This window comes from Amycolatopsis sp. WAC 01416 (assembly GCF_003947485.1).
Lineage (GTDB): Bacteria > Actinomycetota > Actinomycetes > Mycobacteriales > Pseudonocardiaceae > Amycolatopsis.
Genome location: NZ_QHHX01000001.1, coordinates 570,481 through 588,582, shown reverse-complemented (window position 1 = coordinate 588,582; position 18,102 = coordinate 570,481). Strand labels below are relative to the sequence as shown.

Sequence of the window (18,102 nt, the reverse complement as noted above, 5' to 3'; positions counted from 1 at the left end):
GCGACGCTTGACACACCGGCCGGGGATCAACTCGGGAGTAACCCGGTGCCGCCAGCACCGATCACGCATCGTGATTTCGGGCTACACCCTGTGTTCTTCACACGATCGTGCCATCAAGGTGGTTCAAAGTCGCGCCGGGCTTCCGCACTTTGCTTATGTCGGTCCCGCAACGACCGACCGAGGCGAGAAGGAGACCGAGTGACGAACGCGGCGAAGAACGAGGGGCGGGGCGCGGCGCGCTTCGGCCGTCTCGCTTCGCGTGCGCTGTTCGTCATCGGCGGCGCCGTCGCCGGTTCGGCCGCCGCGTGGGCTGTTTCCGGCGCCTCCGCTTCGGCCGACGTCGTCCCGTCCGCCCCGGTGATCTCCACTCCCGGGACGAGCGTCACCCCGGTCACCGACGCCACCGCGGCGGGCTTGACCGACGTTTCCCGCGGTACCTCGAAGTTCGCGGGCGACGTCGCCGGTGCGATGTGCGGCGACAGCCACCAGGACGCCACCACGTGGTCGATGCCGGGCGAGAACGGATCCGCTTCCGCGAAGCACCACTGCGGCGACATCCGCGCCGACGAGCACGAAGTCTCCACCCGCGTCAGCGACGCGGTCACCGACTTCGCGGACAACTCGGTCGTCACTCCGGTCAAGCGCACTCTCGGCGCCGTCGAGCACATCGTGCGCAAGCCGCAGGACACCCGCCAGGTGCTGGACGAGACCTTCGCCCCGTCACCCGACTTCGGCCGCAAGGTCTGGGACCTCCTCGACCCGAACGGACACGGCGACCTCGTCCCGGAGCTCCCGGTCGGCGGCGGTCCGGTCGACCCGGACTCGCCGCTGGACACCATCGGCGCCGGTGACCAGGTCACCGACTTCGCGCAGCTGGCGACGACGCAGTTCCCCGCTTCCTCCGAGACCGTCCTCCCGATGCCGGCCTTCGTGCAGCAGCACGGTGCCTTCGATCAGGTCGAGGACGCTCCGGCGCGTGACGGTCACCGCGGTGACTTCCCGCGTCCGTTCACCCCGGCGCCGCTTCCCGCCGCGCCTTCCTTCCCGACTGTCCCCGGCGGCTCCGCCCCCGGTGGTCACCTCGACGGCCTGACCCACGGCGTCCCCGCCTGGGTCGTCGCCGCCGTCGAGCGTTCCCTGACCGGCTACTCGCTGGCAGGCACGCGGTACATGCCGCTCACCCCGGGCTCGCAGCCCGGCGTCACTCCCGACTGAACACCTCCCTCCGCGGGGTAGCCGACGCGCCTCACGCCTCCCGATTCCGGGCTTGGCTTCGCGTCCGCTCCTGATCCCCGCGAAACGGCGGTGCGCTTTTGTGCGCCCGCATTCGCTCCATCCCCCTGGTGCCTCTCCAGAAGGCGCCTCCTCGAACCCGAAAGGGAACCCGAAATGAAGGAGAAAAACCCCATGCAATCCTGGGCAAAGCGCGGACTCCAGACCGCGTTGGTCACGGGTGGGTTGTTGATGCTGGGCACCGGCATCGCCTCGGCTGACGAACACGTCAACCCCGACACCCCGGCCTCCCCGCTCGACGCGAACGTCACCGTTCCGGTCGAGATCGACAACAACGCCGTTGGCACGCCCCTCGGCCAGGCCGACCTCCCCGGCTACAAGGGCGAGGTCAGCACCAAGGCCGTCACCAAGCCCGTCTCGGACGCGCTGGACTCGGCTTCCTCGCCGGGCAGCAGCACCGATGGCGTCGGCGGAGGGCTTCCGTCCCTCCCGACCACCGGCGCCGTTCCCGCGCCGCTGGCCGCCAAGGACTCGGCCCGCCAGGTCAGCGGCGGGGTGACCGACGGCGGCTTCACCACCACGGACGACATCCTCAAGGGCAACAAGGTCGTCGGTGACGTCGTCGTCCCGATCCAGATCGTCGACAACGCCATCGGCGTGATCGGCGACGCCGAGGTCGAGGGTGGCACCCACGACCAGACCTGGTCGCACAACCAGGACATCGAGACCACCGGTGAGGACTCCAGCCTCGCCGGGAACGTCGTGTCCCTCGACTGGGCGCTGCCCGTGCAGATCGCGGGCAACGGCGGCGGGCTCGCCGGCGGCACCGGCCGCGTGGTCGGCGGTTCCGCCAGCCAGAGCACCACCGAGACCGGCAACATCACCACCGACGGCGAGGGCTCCGCCCTGTCCGGCAACGTGCTGGCCGGACAGTTCGCCACCCCGGTCCAGGTCACCGGCAACGCCGCGTCCTGGATCATCGGCAACGCCAACAGCTCCGGCTACGAGGCCGAGACCGAGGCCACCTCCGGCGGCTGGGTCGAGACCGACGGTGACGACTCCGCCCTCGGCGGCAACGTCGGCGCGGTGCCGATCGCCCTCCCGGTGAAGGTCAACGACAACGCGGCCGCCGCGTGGGGTTCGCTCGCGAACTCCAACAGCAGCTCGTCGGCGGACGCCACCGCCGGTGACACCACCCCTGGCTGGAGCAACGTCCCCAGCTACGTGCAGACCTCCGGCGAGGACTCGGCCGTCGCGGGTAACGCGATCGTGCCGCAGACCGCGGACGTCGCGAACGTCGGCGGCGTGGCCGCCAGCTGGATCGGGCTCGCGAACACCGGCACCGAAGGCGGGACCAGCCAGTCCAGCACCGTCGACGCCGGTGGCTTCGTCAGCAGCGAGGGCGAAGGCTCCGCCGGTGGCGGCAACATCGTCGACCCGGCCGTGGCCGCTCCCGTCGAGGTGACCTGCATCGCGGGCACCTACATCGGCAGCGCCAACGTCGCCTCGTGCGAGAACACCGTCGACGCGAACGCCGGCAACGGCAGCCACACCACGGGTGACGACTCCACCCTCGCGGGCAACATCGTCAACACCCAGGCCGCGCTGGCCCCCGAGGTGTTCGGCGTCGCCGGCTCGCACATCGGACAGGCGACCGCCGAGGCGTCCGAGACGAAGACCGTGACCGCGGGTGCGTACGACGGCACCACCGGCAACGACTCGTCCGGCTCGGGCAACATCGTCCAGGTCCCGGCCGCCGTTCCGGCCGAGATCTTCGGCGTCGGTGGCTCGTTCATCGGCCAGAGCACCGCCTCGGCCGAGGAGACCAAGGTCGTCTCCGGTGGCGGCGGCGGGAACACCGCCGACGACAACGGCTTCCTCAGCTCCAACCTGGCGACCACGCCGGTTTCGCTGCCGCTGCAGGCGTTCGGGATCGGTGGCGCGTTCATCGGCCAGGGCCACGGTGCCGCCGACGGCGACACCACGTCCAACGCGGGTGGCGACGTCCACGCGACCGGCGACGGTGGCGCGGGCTCGGGCAACCTGGTCTACGGCCCGGTCTCCCTGCCGGTCCAGGCGCACAACTTCGCCGCTGTGCTCGGCGGGATCGCCTCGGGCACCGGCTCGAACCTGACCGACTCCAACGCGGGCGGCGACGCCATCGCCACCGGGGAGAACGGCGCGCTGGCAGGCAACATCGTCCAGTCGCCGATCGGTGGCGCCGTCCCGATCACGGGTCACGGCGTGGCCGGTGCGGGTATCGCCGAGGGCACCAGCGTCAACGACGTCGTGTCGTCCGCCGGTGGCGACGCCACCACCAACGGTGACAACGGCGCGGTCGCGGGCAACATCGTCGGTCCGCAGCTGCTGCCGTTGGTGCCGTTCGCGCACGACGCGGTTTCGGTCGCGGGCATCGGCACCGCTCAGGGCACCGACACCATCGACGCCGCTTCGGGCGGGGACGTCGAGACCTCGGGCCTCGACGGATCGCTCTCGGGCAACATCCTCGACCTGCCGACCGCCGTGGACACCAAGCTGTTCGGCAACGCGATCGCCGCGCTCGGTGGCGTTTCGAAGACCACGTCGGACAACGTCACCCTCGGCCAGGTCGGCGGCGACAGCGTCACGGACGGCAGTGGAGAGGCCCTTTCCGGGTTCAACTTCCACCACCCGTTCATCTTCGTGATCCCGCTGGACAGCCACGAGATCCCGGTGCTGGCCATCGCGGAGTCGACCACCACGGACCTCACCGAGATCAACGGTGAGGACCACAGCCGCGCCTTCACCGACGCGGTCGGTTCGGAGATGCCGATCGACGCGCTGCCCACGCTGCCCTTCGGTGCGGCGGCTCTGCCCGCGGCCCCGGCGGCTCCCGCGGTTCCGTCGCTGAACGGTGCCGGCACCCTGCCGACCACCCCGGCGATCGGTGGCGCCCGCGCCGACGGTCCCCAGGTGGCCACCCTGCCCGTGCAGGTGGCAGGCCTGACCGCGCTGAAGCAGCTGACCGCCGTCCCGACGGCTCTGCCGAAGTCGGAACTGCCCGAGCTGCCCGGCACCCCGGCGCTGCCCGGTGTCCCGGCCCTGCCGAAGGCCCCGGGTCTGCCCGGTGACGCCGCTCGTGCGGACGCCCCCAAGCTCGCCCAGCTGCCTGCCCTGAACGGGCTGCCCACCGCCGGCAAGCTGCCGGTCCAGCTGCCCACCGCCGGTAACCTGCCGGCCGCCGGCAACCTGCCGGTGCAGCTCCCCACCGCCGGTGCGCTGCCGGCCGCGGGCGAACTGCCGGTGCAGCTGCCCACCGCGGGCACCCTGCCCGTCGTGAGCAACACCCCGGCGATGCCGACCGCGCAGGTCCCGGCTCTGGCGGGCGTCGACTCGTCGCCGCTGAGCATGTTCCAGCGTTTCATCGGCACCCTGACCGGCAAGAAGTTCCACACCATGTGAACCTGCCAGTCGGCTAGCGCCACTGAATGAACCGAAGCGGGCCCGGGAGACACTCCCGGGCCCGCTTTGTTTTGTTCGCGGCCAACGGGGCAAGGCGAATATGGCGTGGTCGAGTCGGTGGTGGGAGTGGGGTCACCAAGGAGCCCGGCGCGCTCTTGACCGTCCACAAGGGACGCCAGCCAGGGCAACGGTGTCCATTCGGGACTTTGCGTGGGGGTCGTGAGGTGAAGGGCCCCTTCCCTACTCTCAGGGTAGGGAAGGAGTCCTTCATGGACCTGCGATCCCGATCCACCCGCCGTACGCACCCTCCGGCGTCGAACTCTCATGTCGTGAAGGGCCCCTTTGAGACCTTCACCGTCTCAAAGGGGCCCTTCACGACATCCCCGCCGACCGGCGACTTCACGGACCGGGGCCTGGCATCAACCGCAGCCTGAACCACGTAGGTACCTAAGACACCCTTCGGGTTCTAACCGTCATTGCCACTCACGCCCCCTACGCGAAACCGTGCCGGAAGTGATCCAGAGACACGGCACGAAGGCCTCCTGCCCACTCACGGCCACCTGTGCCGACGCCTCGCCGCGGCTCACTCGGAACCCGGGGTGAACAGCGCGTCCTGGGCGGCGCCCATCGCGGTGAGCACCGCGCCTTCCAGTACGCCGCTCCCGCCGACGGTCCCCGCCCGCACCTCGGTCCGCAGCGGTGAGATCTCCGCGAGCCGACGGCTCACCCGTGTGGCGAACGCATCGCCACCGGCACGGCCGATCTCCCCGCCCAGCACGAGACAACCCGGGTCCAGTACCGCCGTGACCGCGGCGGCGCCGATCGCGATCCGCTCCGCGGCGATCTCCAGAAACTCTTCGGACTCGGCGTCGATCGCGTAACCGACAGCCGCTGCGGCCGCTTCGGCGTTGTCGGCCGACGAAGCCGGGATGCCGTGTTCGCGGGCGAGTTCGCAGATCGCGCCGCTGCCCGCGAGGGTGTGGAAGCCGCCGTCGCAGTCGGTCGCCGTCGGGAGCCGTCCCGGGCCCAGCATCGGCAGGAACCCGATCTCCCCCGCGCCGCCCGACGCGCCCCGCCGCAGCGAACCGTCGAGGACGACGGCCGCGCCGACGCCGAAACCCAGCCACAGCAGGACGAACGTGTCCCGATCGCGGGCGGCGCCGAGCCGTTGCTCGGCGGCGGCCGCGAGGTTGACCTCGTTCTCCAGCAGCACCGGGACACCCAGCCGTCGCCGGAGTTCGTCGACGAGTTTCCCGTGCCACGCGGGCAAACCCCCGGCGGGCCGCAGACCGCCGGTCGCCGGGTCGACCAGGCCGGGAGCGCCGACGGCGATCGTGTGCAGCGCCGTCGCACCCGCTTCGGCGGTGGTGGCCGCCAGCAGGGCGATCGCGCGCTCGACGGCCACGTCGGTGTCGATGTCCAGTTCGAACGGCAGCGAGGCTTCCGCGCGGGTCCGGCCAAGGAGGTCCGCGACCGAAACGGCCATGCCGTGGGTGCGGACGTCGAGTCCGGCGAGGTACGCGCGTTCGGCGACGATGCCGTACAGCTTCGCGTTCGGGCCGCGGCGTTCCGCGCCCGCCTCGCCGACGATCTCGATCAGCCCCGCGTCCCGCAGGCGTTCGACGAGGTCGGCCACCGTCGGCCGGGAAAGCCCGGTCAACGTCTTGAGCTGGGCGGCCGTCAGCGAGCCCTCGCGTTGGAGCAGGTCGAGCGCGAGGCGGTCGTTGATGGCACGCGCGGTGGTCGGGGAGGCGGACGGCATCCGGATGACACTCACCGGCAGATCCTCCCAGAATTAATTATCAGGTTCCCTTCCTGATAGTTTACGCTGACGCCCGTCGAGTCGTTTCACGGACCTTGGGGGCCCAGTGACCAACACAGTGGAAACCGTCGGCGGGCCGACGCGGCGGGTGCGGCAGGCGCGGATCGCCATCGCCGCAGTCTTCGCCGTGCACGGCGCGGTGACCGGCAGTTTCGCCACCCGGATCCCGTGGATCCAGGAACACGCGGGGATCAGCGCGGGCCAGCTCGGGCTCGCACTCGCCTTCCCCGCCATCGGTGCCTCGCTCACCATGCCGCTCGCCGCGCGGATCGGACACCGGCTCGGCGGCAGGCTGGGGCTCCGGTTGCTTCTCGCCTACTGGACGCTGGCGCTGATCCTGCCGTCCTTGGCGGGAAACCTCTTCACCCTGTGCCTCGCGCTGTTCGTCATGGGCACCGCGGCGGGCACCTCGGACGTGCTGATGAACGCCCTCGGCGTCGACGTCGAGGAGAAAATGGGCAAGTCGGTCATGTCGGGACTGCACGGCATGTGGACCACAGGTGCGCTCGTCGGTTCCGCGGCGGGCACGCTCGCCGCACACACGGCGCTGGACGCACGGATCCACTTCGCGATCGTGTCCGCCGTGCTCACCGTCGCCGGTGCCCTCATCTGCCAGGGCGTGTTCGACGTCCGCAGCGCACCCGACGAGCATCCGCCGCCGAGGTTCGCGCTGCCGCCGAAGTCGGCCGTGATCATCGGTGCCGTCGCGTTCTGCGCCGTTTTCGCCGAGGGCGCGAGCCTCGACTGGTCCGCCGTCTACCTGCGTGACGTCCTCGGCACCTCGCCGGGGATCGCGGCCGCGTCGACCACCGCGTTCACCTGCACGATGGCGGTTGCCCGCCTCTCGGGCGACGCGCTGGTGCGGCGCTTCGGCTCGGTCAAGACCGTCCGCGCGGGCGGTGTCTTCGCGACGGCGGGCGGTCTGCTGGTCGTCTTCGCCGCCCATCCGGTGATGGCGATGGGCGGCTTCGCGTTGATCGGGCTCGGCGTCTCCGTCGTCGTTCCGCTCGCCTTCGCGGCGGCCGGACGCAGCGGGCCGACCCCGAGTCAGTCGATCGCCGGCGTCGCGACCATCACCTACTCGTCGGGTCTCGTCGCGCCGTCGCTGATCGGCGGAATCGCCGACCTGACCTCGCTGACCGTGTCGTTCGGGGTGGTCACGCTGCTGGCGCTCGGCCTGGTGGCGGGCGCCGGAGTGCTCCGGTCCCGCTAATCGAACTGGAGGGAACGCTTGGCGAGGCCGTGCCAGTAGCCGTCGATGACAGTCCGAGGTACGTATTCCCGCCGAGGACTCATCGGCGGGGCCTCGCCATTTCCTGAAGAGCTCGCGCCGAGCGAGACGAACAGGGGCGCGAAGTGTTCGATCCTGGGGTGCGCGATGGCCGCGGCGGGGGCCTTGTGCTGGAAGTCCAGCAACGCGTCGAGGTCGCCCTCGCGCAGCGTTTCCGCACCCCAGTGGTCGAATTCGCTCGACCACGACGGCGGCGCCCCGTCGGTGCCGTCGGTCTGGCTCATCGCGCTCAGGTTGTGGGTGAAGAAGCCGCTGCCGATGATCAGCACGCCTTCGTTGCGCAGCGGCGCGAGCTTCCGGCCGAGGTCGAACAGTTCGCGCGGGTCCAGCGACGGCATGGACACCTGGAGCACGGGGATGTCGGCGTCCGGATACATCTCCACGAGCGGGACGTACGCGCCGTGGTCGAGGCCGCGGTCGGGGGCGTCGTGGACCGGCGTCTGGGACGAGCGCAGGAGTTTGCGCACCTTGTCCGCCAGCTCCGGAGCGCCGGGAGCGGCGTATTTCACCTGGTAGTAGCGATCCGGGAAGCCCCAGAAGTCGTAGACCAGTGGCACCGTGGTGGTGGCGCCGAGGGTCAGCGGTGCCTCTTCCCAGTGCGCGGAGACGACGAGGATCGCCTTCGGTTTTTCGAGGTCCGTGGACCAGCCGGCGAGCTGGCTGGTCCAGGTGGCGTCGTCGGCGAGCGGCGGCGCGCCGTGGCTGAGGTAGAGCACCGGCGTCATGTCAGCTCCAAGTGTTTGAACTTTCAACTACCAGGATAGACGACGCCGCCGGGTTTCGCCTTATTCCCGCGCGAGGTTCGCCGCCATGCGTTCGAGCACGCCGACCGCCGTCCGGTAGTCGCCGTCGCCGATGCCTTCGGTCGCGCGTGAGCGGAACTCGCCGACCTTGGCCTTCAATCGGAGATGTGTCTCCCTGCCGGCTTCGGTCAAGGCGTCTTCGGCGTCGATCAAACCGCGAGCGCGCAGGTCGGCGACGGTTTTCCGCAGTTCTCCGAACGGTGACAGTGCCTCGTCGACAGAGGCTCCGCTGTCGATCGTGTTCAGAACCTGCCAGTGGCGACGGGTCAGCGCTTCGGCGGTGAGGACCTGTTCCAAGGAAGATTCGAGTGCCTGGTGAAGGTGGGCGAACCAGAATCCGATGGGCTTCATGGATACTCCTCATGTAGACGGCAACTACATGTAAAAGTACATGCATTTGGTGAGGACGGGCAATGACGGACGCCGTGGCCGAAGTGGAACGCGCGATGATCGCCATCCGGCGGAGCCAGGCGAGGCGATCGCTGTCGAAACTCGCGCGCGACCGCGCCGAAACGATGCCGGACCAGGCGATACAAGGACTCCTCGACGTCGTCGAAGCGGCCGAAGAGAGTGGTGAACCCGGCACCGTCACCAGCCTTGCCGCGGCGCTGGCCATCGACCAGCCGCGCGCGAGCCGTCTGGTCGCGCGCGCGGTCGAGGACGGTTTTCTCCGGCGTGAAGCCGATCAGCGCGACGGCCGCCGCGCCGTCCTCGTGCTCACCGAGGCAGGTCGCGCCGAAGTGACGCGCATGCACGAATTCCGCCGCTCGGTGTTCGCCGAGGCGATGGCGGACTGGCCGGACGAAGACCGCCGCGAGTTCGCCCGGCTGCTGACCGCGTTCGTCCGGAACTACGGCGCGCTCGGCGCGAAGTAGTTGACCAGGTTGCCGTCGGGGTCGCGGAACAGCATCGACCGGTTCCCCCACGGCATCGTGGTCGGCTTCTGCACGATCTCGGCCAGGTCCGCCAGCCGGTCGTACTCCCGGTCGACGTCCTCGACCCGGAACTCGAGGATCGCGGTCCGGTTCGACTCCGGCACCGCGGCGCCCGCGCCGAACAAGGTCATCGTCTCGGCACTGCCGATCGCCAAGGTGCACGACGGGCCGACGAGTTCGGCGAACTGCTCGGAGTGCCACCGCGCTTCGATGCCGGTCGCCTTCTCGTAGAACCCTGCGAGGCGGGCGACGTCGTGGGTGATCACGCGGACGGATACGAACTGCACGATGGATCCTTTCGGTGCCGGAAAGCGGAACACCGGCCACGCTAGGAGCAATACCGGACAGGATCCGCCCGGTATTCTCCGGCTGTGACCAGGCCCATCGCCCGCGTGCTCGCGTTGCTCGAGATCCTCCAGAGCGGCGGGACGCATACGGTCGCCGAGCTCGCCGGACGGCTCGACGTGGACGAACGCACCGTCCGCCGCTACGCCGAACACCTCGTCGACCTGGACATCCCGGTCCGTTCGGTGCGCGGCCGGTACGGCGGCTACCGGTTGGCACCCGGCTACCGCATGCCGCCGCTGATGCTGACCGACGAAGAGGCGCTGGCGGTCCTGCTCGGCCTGGTCGCGGGACGGCGGGCCGGGTTGATCACCACTTCGGTCGCGGCCGTCGAGAGCGCGGCCGCGAAGGTCCGCCGTGTCCTTCCCGAAGCACTGGGCCGGCGGCTGGACGCGCTGCTGGAGACCGCAGACTTCACCTCGCCCGCCCGGAAAGCCCTCTCGGCCGAGGCCGAAGTGCTGCTCACCGTCGCGGAGGCGGCACGGGATCGGCATCCGGTCGGACTCGCGTACCTCGCCGGGCACGGCGGAGCCAGCGAACGTGTCGTCCATCCGTACGGCGTGGTGGCGCACTCCGGGCGGTGGTACCTGACCGGGTTCGACTCGGCCAGCGGCGAGGTGCGTACCTTCCGCGTCGACCGGATCAAGTCGGCCGAGGCGCGGGCCGGGACGTTCGAGGCGCCCGACGGCTTCGACCCGGCCGAGCGAGTGCTGACCGCGCTGGCCGAGACACCGCACCGGCACGACGTTTCCGTGCGGATCCAGGCGACACCCGACCAGATCCGCGTCGTCTTCCCGCCGTCCGTGGCCACCCTGGAGCCCGACGGCGACTGGGTGCGCACCCGGATCCGGGCACAGCGGCTCGACTGGATCCCACCGCTGCTCGCCGCGCTCGACCGGCCGTTCGTCATCGAACGGCCGGCCGAACTCCGCGACCTGGTCAGTGCGCTTGCGGCGCGGCTGACGGAGCGGGCGCGCTGACCAGGACGCTCACTTGCCGCAGAACGCCGTCTTGAGCAGCTTGTTCAGCGCTGCCGGGAACGAAGGCAGCGGGTCGGTCTCGGAGTCGCCCGCGGTGACCGACGCGGTCAGGGTCTTGCTGCCGTCGGGCGTGCTGTACATCAGTGCCGCGTAGCCGTTGAGGCCGCCGTTGTGGTTCAGGATGGGTCCGGCGCAGCCCGGCCCCAAGTCCTGCGTGAACTGTCCGAGACCGTAGAAGCCGTAGAGGCTTTCGCTGCCGGGGTGCGTCTTGCGCATCTCGGCCATCAGCCAGGCCGGCAGGAGCTTTCCGCTCTGCAGCGCGGAAAAGTACGTCTGGAGATCCTTGGTCGTCGAGATCATGTCGCCGGCGCTGGAGATCCAGGACGGGTTCTGGTGCGTGACGTCGATCGTCTTCCACTGGCCGGCGTCTTCGTAGCGGTAGTAGGCGTGGGCGTACGGCTTGGGCATCCCGGCCCACGCTCCCGGCGACAAGGTGTCGCGCAGCTTGAGCGGCCGCAGGATCCGCCGGTCCAGCTCCTCGGCGAAGGCGCGTCCGGTGAGCTTTTCGACCAGCAGCCTGGCCACCACGTAGTTGGTGTTGGAATAGCTCCAGCCCGCCCCCGGCTCGAAGACCGCGGGCTTGGACACCGCCAGCCGGACCAGGTCCTCCGGCTGGTAGGTGTGGAATCGCTTGTCCACCCACTCCTGGCCCGCCCACGGGATTCCCGGCGTGACCGTCCCGTCCGGGTTGACCTGGCCGGTGTGGTTGAACAGCCCGCTGGTGTGCTGCAACAGCATCCGCACGGTGATCCGCGAGTCCAGCCCGAGCCCGGGAAGGAGACCGGCGACCGGGGTGTCGAGCCCGATCCTGCCCTCGGCCACGAGCTGCAGCACCAGGGTCGCGGTGAAGTTCTTCGACGTGCTGCCGACGCGGAAGTGACCGTTGGTCGGCGGTTTCGCGGTTCCTCCCAGCTCACGCACCCCGGCGCTGCCGGTCCATTCGCCTCGCTCGTCGCGGACGCGCAGCTGCATCCCGCCGAACCCGGCGTCGACGAATTCCTGGACGGCTTGCCGCAGCTCCGGCCGGTCCTGCCCGGCGGAAGCCGTCGGCACGGCCACGCCCGTCAGCAGTGCGGCCGCCAGCGCGGTGAGGCCGATGCGGCGGAAGGTCTTCGATGTCTTGTTCATGGTGACCACGTTCGCGGGCCGCGCTGACACGGGACGGTCACGGCGCTGACACGGGAGTCTCGATCAGCTTGAGAGGCGGGCTTCGATGCCGTCGAGCAGGAAATCGAGGCCGATCCGAAAGGTCTCTTCGGCGTCCAGGTGGACGGCGTCGCGCACGACCGTGGCCAGCGCGGGGAGCTCGCCGGTCGCGAGAGTTCGCCGCAGGTAGGGCCCGAGCTCGGCCTGCCAGCGCTTCTCGTCCATCCCGGTGGCGCGTTCCGCGCGCCACTCGGCGATCTCCCGGCGCACCGCGCCGATCGTGTACGCGTTGACCGCGGAGACCACCGGCATCACGGCGTCCACGCCGAGCTCGCCGAGCTCGGCCATCACGGCCTCCCCGCCTGCCAGCGCGTTCGGCCCGAGCTGAGGGCGGCCACCGAGGAGGTCGGCGAGCCATTCGTGCTCGTGAACGGTGTGCCGCATGGCTTCGGCGAACGACCGCAGCGCTTCCCGCCAGCCGGTTCCGGTGGGCCGGATCCCGGCATGGGCGGCGTCGACCATCAGGTCGAGCAGCTCCTCCTTGCTCGCGATGTAGCCGTACAGCCGCATCGGGCCGACGTCGAGCGCGGTGGCGATCTTGCGCAGCGACACCGCGTCCAGGCCGTCCGCGTCGGCGAGTTCGATCGCCGCCCGCACGATCCGCTCGCGGCTCAGCGGGGCCAGGGCGGGCCGATCCGGCGGCTCCGGCCGCTCCCACACCACCATGTCGCTGACAATACAACGCATCGTTCGATACAGTGTATCGATCAATACGGTGTATCGAAGGAGGACGACATGACCATCGCCATCGTCGGAGCAGGCCTCGGCGGGTTGGCGCTCGCTCGCGTTCTGCACGTCAACGGCATCGACGCCGTCGTCTACGAACGCGAACCGTCGCGCGACGCACGCGGCCAGGGCGGCATGCTCGACATCCACGCCGACACCGGTCAGCGGGCGTTGCGCGAAGCCGGGCTGATCGACGGGTTCCACGCGATCGCCCGCGGCGAGGGCCAGGACATGAAGCTTCTGGAGCCCGACGGCACCTTGCTGTTGCAGGAGGACACGCCCGAAGACGCGCCGTTCGCGCGGCCCGAGGTCGACCGAGCCGATCTGCGCGACCTGCTGTTGAGCTCGCTGCCCGAAGACACCGTGCGCTGGGGGCACGCGTTCGCTTCCGCCGCCGACGGCGTCCTGCACTTTGTTGATGGACGCAGCGTCGATGGGAGCAGTGCGGCGTACGACCTGCTGGTCGGCGCCGACGGGGCGAACTCCCGGGTCCGCGCGCTGCTCACCGACGCCCGCCCGGTGCATCTCGGCCACAACCTCGTCGAGCTCTGCGTTTCCGACATCGATCGCACACATCCCGATCTCGCGGAGATGGTCGGACGTGGCACCTATTGGGCGCTCGGCGACGGGAAATCCCTGGCCGCACAGCGCAACGGTGACGGCCGCGTCCGTGTCGGCCTGAGCTTCTACAACACCGCCGAGGACTGGCTCGCCACGAGCGGGATCCCCTTCGACGACCCGGCCGCCGCCCGGACAAGGCTGATCGAGGAACTCGACGGCTGGGACGCCCGTTTCACCGCGCTCATCGCGGCCTGCGACGACACGGTCGTGCCCCGGCCCATCGCCGCTCTCCCGGTAGGCCTGACCTGGCAGGCGAATCCCGGTGTCACGCTGCTGGGCGATGCCGCGCACCTGATGCCCGCGGTGGGGGAAGGCGCCAACATGGCCCTGCTGGACGGCGCCCTGCTCGGCCTCGCGCTGGCCGTGCACCCCGGCGACTTCCCGACCGCCGTCAAGGAGTACGAACGCGAGATGTTCGAGCGCACGAGCGCCGCCGCCAGGATGTCCGCACGGGTCCACGAACTCATGACGGCGCCGGACGGCGCGCGGAAGATGCTCGCGTTCTTCCAGCCGGACTGAAACTCACGCGGTGGCCCGTCGCGCGTACACCTCGATCTCGATCTTCATCCGGGGGTCGGCGAGGCCGCACACGAGCATCGTGGCGGCGGGCCGGACCGCACCGAACGCTCGGCGCAGAACCGGCCAGCATGGCTCGAAATCCTCCCGGTCCGGCAGCAGATAGCGCACTCGCACCACATCGGCGAAGCTGCATTCAGCCTCGTCCAGCGCGGCCTCGATGTTGCGCAGGCATTGCTCGGCCTGCGCCACGACGTCGTCGGAGATCGTCATGGCGCGGTAGTCGAACCCCGTCGTCCCGGACACGTGCACCCAGTCGCCGTCGACCACGGCCCGCGCGTACCCGATCTGTTCCTCGAACGTCGAGCCGCTGAGGATCGCGCGTCTTGCTGTCATACGCCGAACCTAAGTGGCCGACAGCGATACGTCTAATACAGCTTTGAGCATCATCTGATATCTCTGGAAATATGGATCGCCCCGAGCTTCCCCTCGCCCAGTTGCACGCCTTCGTCGTGCTCGCCGAGGAGCTCCACTTCGGTCACGCGGCCACGCGCCTCGGCATCGCGCAACCGCCGCTGAGCCAGCAGATCCGCCGTCTGGAGGAGAAGGTCGGCCACGCGCTCTTCGACCGCGCCCCCGGACGCGTCGCCCTCACCCCGGCAGGCCGGGAACTGCTGCCCGCCGCCCGGCACGCCCTCGCCGGCCTCGCGGACGGCCTGGCCGCGGCTCGGGCCGTGGGCGGCGGTCTCGCCGGAAGTCTGCGGATCGGCTTCGCGGCCTCCCTCGCCCTGACCGTCCTTCCCGGTCTGCTGCGGACTTTTCGTGACCGGTTTTCCGACGTGCACCTGGACATCCACGAGATGACCACGGCGCCCCAGATCGCCGCCCTGCACGAAAGGAATATCGACATCGGCCTGCTGCGGGAACCACCCGCGGACGAGCCGGAGCTCGGGTTCAAGACCGTGTTGACCGAGCCCTTCGTGGCCGTCCTGCCGTCGGCCCATCCGCTCGCGGCACATCGGACGATCCGGGTCGAGCAGCTGGCGGGCTCGCCCTTCGTGCTCCTGCCCCGCGTTGTCGGTCCGAGGCTGCACGACCGGATCATCGACCTGTGCGGCGAGGCGGGCTTCACACCCCAGGTGGCTCAACGAGCGGTGGAATGGCAGACCGTCTGCGCACTGGTCGGTGCCGGACTCGGCGTTTCACTGGCCCCGGAAAGCATCCGGCGCATCCGCCTCGAAGAGGTCGCCTTCCGCACGATCACGCCCGCCACCGCGCGCACGCGAGTCGCCGTCGCCTGGCGGGTCGACGACCAGAATCCCCTGGTCGCCCGCTTCCTCGCGACGCTCGCGTAGGAGACACGCCCTAGTCGTGCGAAAGGTCCACGAAGCGGCTGTAGTGCAGCTGGTGCGCGACGGTGATGGTCGCCGTCGGCCCGGCACGGTGCTTCGCGATGATCAGGTCCGCCTCGCCGGCACGCGGGTCGTCCCGCTCCCAGGCGTCGGGGCGGTTCACCAGGATGACGAGGTCGGCGTCCTGCTCCAGTGAGCCGGACTCACGGAGGTCGGACAGCATCGGGCGTTTGTCGGTCCGCTGCTCGGGACCACGGTTCAGCTGGCTGATCGCGATCACCGGGACCTCGATCTCCTTGGCCAGCAGCTTCATCTGCCGCGAGAACTCCGAGACCTCCTGCTGCCGCGACTCGACGCGTTTGCCTGAGGTCATCAGCTGGAGGTAGTCGAGGACGACGAGTTTGAGATCGTTGCGCTGCTTGAGCCGCCGGGCCTTCGCGCGGATCTCCATCATCGTCATGTTCGGCGAGTCGTCGACGAACAGCGGCGCCTCGGAGACCTCGCTCATCCGGCGCGCGAGGCGCGTCCAGTCGTCGTCGGACATCTTGCCACCGCGCATATCCGCCAGCCGGATCCGAGCCTCGGCCGAGAGCATGCGCATGACGATCTCGGTCCTGCTCATTTCCAGCGAGAAGATCACGCTGGTCAGGCCGTGTTTGATGGACGCCGAACGCGCGAAATCCAATCCCAGGGTCGACTTCCCTACACCGGGACGCGCGGCGACGATGATCATCTGGCCGGGGTGCAGGCCGTTGGTCAGATCGTCGAAGTCGGCGAACCCGGTCGGGATGCCCTGCGACTGCCCGCCGCGGGAAGCGATCGCGTCGATTTCGTCCATGGTCGGCTGGAGCAGTTCTTCCAGCGCGACGTAGTCCTCGCTGGTGCGCCGCTCGGTGACGTCGTAGATCGCGGCCTGCGCGCGGTCGACGACCTCGTCGATGTTCGCGCCGTCGGCCGCGGCCGCGCCGTAGCCGTACTGCACGATCCGCGTGCCCGCCTCGACCAGTCGCCGCAGCACCGCCTTCTCGGAGACGATTTCGGCGTAGTACCCGGCGTTCGCCGCCGTGGGCACCGTCGCGATCAGGGTGTGCAGGTACGGGGCGCCGCCGACGCGGCCCAGTTCGCCGCGGCGTTCCAGTTCGGCGGAGACGGTGATCGGGTCGGCGGGTTCGCCGCGTCCGTAGAGGTCGAGGACGACGTCGTAGATGGCCTGGTGTGCGGGCCGGTAGAAGTCGTCGGGCCCGAGGGCTTCGATGACGTCGGCGACGGCGTCCTTCGACAACAGCATGCCGCCGAGCACGGACTGCTCGGCCGCGATGTCCTGCGGAGGCTGGCGGTCGTATTCGCCGCCACGCGGACCGGGGTCGCCGGGACCCGGGTCGGACTCCGCGTACATCGGATTGCGGTCGTCGGTCAGCGCCACCGCTGCTGCCACCTCCTCAAGACATCGAACACGCGTTCGATTATGCCAGAATTTCCCCGGTCGGTCCGCCCGTGTCCACCGGCCGCCCTCCCTCGGCTCCCGGTGCTCCCCTGCGCTCTTCCCCTGCCGGACGGCCACCACGGTGTGTACCGGCCCGACGGGCACGGTAGGCCTCCCGAAAGGACCAGCGCAATTTCGCCTGGGGACTGCCCTGTGGATAACCTGGGGATGACTGCGGGCATCCCTTCACAGGTGACCGAAAGCCTGTGTACAACTTGTGGGCAACGAGCGAATGGTCTGACAAAAGTGCTGGTCAGGGCCTGTGGAGACACTGTGGAGAACTTGATTCGACTCCGTCCGGCGTGTCGGGCGAAACTCGTCGTTCGGCGTGTCGCACGCGGGCGCACAGGGGTGCCCTGTGGATGAATACCACGGAGAGTAGAGGGGCCGCCCGCCCGGCTGACCGGAGCGGAATTCAGGACGCGAACAACCTGCCCTGTGCGCTCCGTAGTCGTTCCGCGAGAACCTGCTGGTCGGCGGGTGCGAAGGCGATCCTCGGCTCGCCACTCCCCGGTACCTCTTCGGTCAGCCACCGGCCCTCGGTCGTATCGATGTAGTTCACCGGGCGTTCGATCCGCTGCCGCGCGCCGCTCCGGCCGCGAGCCGCGACGTAGAGGCTGCCGCTCCCCAAACGGCGTAACGCGAGGATGCGGCGAAGCTCGTCGGCCTCCTGGCTGCCCGCGCTCTGCCGTCCGCTGCGAAGCACCTCGAAGCCCTCGTCCTGCGCCGTCGACGACGACCTCGGGGCCTCGACCTGACTCTTCGGCACGGCGATCGGGCGGCCGCGTCCCGGAGCGAGCTTCGGGATCTGGTCGAGGAACTCGGTGAGCAGTTCTTCGGGCCGCACCGACGCGAGCGCGATGCCGTCGTGCTCGCTGTGCCGGGCGAGGACGAAGCCCTCGCCGCCGGCGCTCCCCGCGAGCAGGCTGAAGCTCAGTGCCTTGCCCTCGAAGCCGCCGTCGACCCAGCCGTAGTACTCGAGTGACGGCCTGGCGATCGCTTCGAGCGCCGCCTTGAAGCCGGGGTGCAGCCCCCGCGCGCCGAAGAGGCCCTGGCTCGCCAGCTCCTCGTTGGTCCGCTCGTCCTCGGTCCGCTGCGCGTCCTCGTCGTACCAGGTCGGCGTTTCCGACAGGATCGTGTGCGGCTCGCCGCCCCGTCGGCGGATCAGCGTGATGAGGGTGCCGGTCGTGATCGTGACCTGCTTGTCCAGCACCGGAACTGCCCCCTAGTCGTTCTTGTTCGTCCAGCCCGGAACAAGACAAGCCGGGCGCCGCCCCAATCTTGGCAC

At 69.8% G+C, this 18,102-nt stretch carries 16 protein-coding genes; 7 read left to right on the top strand and 9 right to left on the bottom strand.

What is annotated here, in order from left to right:
• Positions 1-198 precede the first annotated feature (198 nt).
• Together DL990_RS02915 and DL990_RS02910 are read left to right on the top strand one after the other, a co-directional pair.
• Entirely contained in the window at positions 199-1,215 is a 1,017-nt protein-coding gene (locus tag DL990_RS02915; RefSeq protein ID WP_125781448.1) for a hypothetical protein, read from the top strand.
• Positions 1,216-1,407: 192 nt separating this feature from the next.
• Positions 1,408-4,674, top strand: a complete 3,267-nt coding sequence (locus DL990_RS02910; RefSeq protein ID WP_125797803.1) for a PE-PGRS family protein — start codon at positions 1,408-1,410, stop codon at positions 4,672-4,674.
• 583 nt (positions 4,675-5,257) lie between these two features.
• On the opposite strand, the gene DL990_RS02905 is transcribed toward DL990_RS02910, so the two are convergent.
• Complete coding sequence (locus DL990_RS02905; protein ID WP_199746192.1) at positions 5,258-6,451, bottom strand: ROK family transcriptional regulator; 1,194 nt, start codon at positions 6,449-6,451, stop codon at positions 5,258-5,260.
• A gap of 91 nt (positions 6,452-6,542) precedes the next feature.
• Here DL990_RS02905 and DL990_RS02900 point away from each other — a divergent pair, with 91 nt between their 5' ends.
• Complete coding sequence (locus DL990_RS02900) at positions 6,543-7,709, top strand: MFS transporter (protein WP_125780058.1); 1,167 nt, start codon at positions 6,543-6,545, stop codon at positions 7,707-7,709.
• On the opposite strand, the gene DL990_RS02895 is transcribed toward DL990_RS02900, so the two are convergent.
• Positions 7,706-8,512 (bottom strand): dioxygenase, encoded by an 807-nt coding sequence (locus tag DL990_RS02895; RefSeq protein ID WP_125797802.1) that lies wholly within the window; start codon positions 8,510-8,512, stop codon positions 7,706-7,708. The genes DL990_RS02900 and DL990_RS02895 overlap by 4 nt on opposite strands.
• Positions 8,513-8,572: 60 nt before the next feature.
• Positions 8,573-8,941 carry a MarR family transcriptional regulator gene (locus DL990_RS02890; RefSeq protein ID WP_125797801.1) on the bottom strand — a complete coding sequence of 123 codons (369 nt, stop codon included), beginning with the start codon at positions 8,939-8,941 and terminating at the stop codon, positions 8,573-8,575.
• Between the two features lie 62 nt (positions 8,942-9,003).
• On the opposite strand from DL990_RS02890, the gene DL990_RS02885 reads away from it, so the two are divergent.
• The gene (locus DL990_RS02885; protein ID WP_125797800.1) at positions 9,004-9,465 is read left to right on the top strand and encodes a MarR family winged helix-turn-helix transcriptional regulator; all 462 of its coding nucleotides are present in this window, start codon (positions 9,004-9,006) and stop codon (positions 9,463-9,465) included.
• Here DL990_RS02885 and DL990_RS02880 read toward each other — a convergent pair.
• Positions 9,441-9,812 (bottom strand): VOC family protein, encoded by a 372-nt coding sequence (locus tag DL990_RS02880; RefSeq protein ID WP_125797799.1) that lies wholly within the window; start codon positions 9,810-9,812, stop codon positions 9,441-9,443. The two genes, DL990_RS02885 and DL990_RS02880, sit on opposite strands and share 25 nt — an antisense overlap.
• Positions 9,813-9,896: 84 nt before the next feature.
• Between DL990_RS02880 and DL990_RS02875 the strand changes: the two genes are divergently transcribed.
• Positions 9,897-10,850 (top strand): YafY family protein, encoded by a 954-nt coding sequence (locus tag DL990_RS02875; RefSeq protein WP_125780048.1) that lies wholly within the window; start codon positions 9,897-9,899, stop codon positions 10,848-10,850.
• A gap of 9 nt (positions 10,851-10,859) precedes the next feature.
• On the opposite strand, the gene DL990_RS02870 is transcribed toward DL990_RS02875, so the two are convergent.
• Complete coding sequence (locus tag DL990_RS02870) at positions 10,860-12,038, bottom strand: serine hydrolase (RefSeq protein WP_125780045.1); 1,179 nt, start codon at positions 12,036-12,038, stop codon at positions 10,860-10,862.
• Between the two features lie 63 nt (positions 12,039-12,101).
• Positions 12,102-12,782: a TetR/AcrR family transcriptional regulator gene (locus tag DL990_RS02865; RefSeq protein WP_125797798.1), complete on the bottom strand. Its 681-nt coding sequence runs from the start codon at positions 12,780-12,782 to the stop codon at positions 12,102-12,104.
• Between the two features lie 69 nt (positions 12,783-12,851).
• Between DL990_RS02865 and DL990_RS02860 the strand changes: the two genes are divergently transcribed.
• The gene (locus DL990_RS02860) at positions 12,852-13,982 is read left to right on the top strand and encodes an NAD(P)/FAD-dependent oxidoreductase (RefSeq protein ID WP_125797797.1); all 1,131 of its coding nucleotides are present in this window, start codon (positions 12,852-12,854) and stop codon (positions 13,980-13,982) included.
• A gap of 3 nt (positions 13,983-13,985) precedes the next feature.
• Here the strand turns inward: DL990_RS02860 and DL990_RS02855 are convergent, their stop codons facing one another.
• Positions 13,986-14,375, bottom strand: coding sequence for a RidA family protein (locus tag DL990_RS02855; RefSeq protein ID WP_125780041.1), 390 nt, complete (start codon positions 14,373-14,375; stop codon positions 13,986-13,988).
• A gap of 71 nt (positions 14,376-14,446) precedes the next feature.
• Between DL990_RS02855 and DL990_RS02850 the strand changes: the two genes are divergently transcribed.
• Entirely contained in the window at positions 14,447-15,334 is an 888-nt protein-coding gene (locus DL990_RS02850; RefSeq protein WP_125797796.1) for a LysR family transcriptional regulator, read from the top strand.
• A gap of 10 nt (positions 15,335-15,344) precedes the next feature.
• Here the strand turns inward: DL990_RS02850 and dnaB are convergent, their stop codons facing one another.
• Together dnaB and DL990_RS02840 are read right to left on the bottom strand one after the other, a co-directional pair.
• Positions 15,345-16,754: a replicative DNA helicase gene (dnaB, locus tag DL990_RS02845; RefSeq protein WP_125780090.1), complete on the bottom strand. Its 1,410-nt coding sequence runs from the start codon at positions 16,752-16,754 to the stop codon at positions 15,345-15,347.
• Between the two features lie 475 nt (positions 16,755-17,229).
• Positions 17,230-18,027 carry an ESX secretion-associated protein EspG gene (locus tag DL990_RS02840; RefSeq protein WP_125780037.1) on the bottom strand — a complete coding sequence of 266 codons (798 nt, stop codon included), beginning with the start codon at positions 18,025-18,027 and terminating at the stop codon, positions 17,230-17,232.
• Positions 18,028-18,102: the final 75 nt, after the last annotated feature.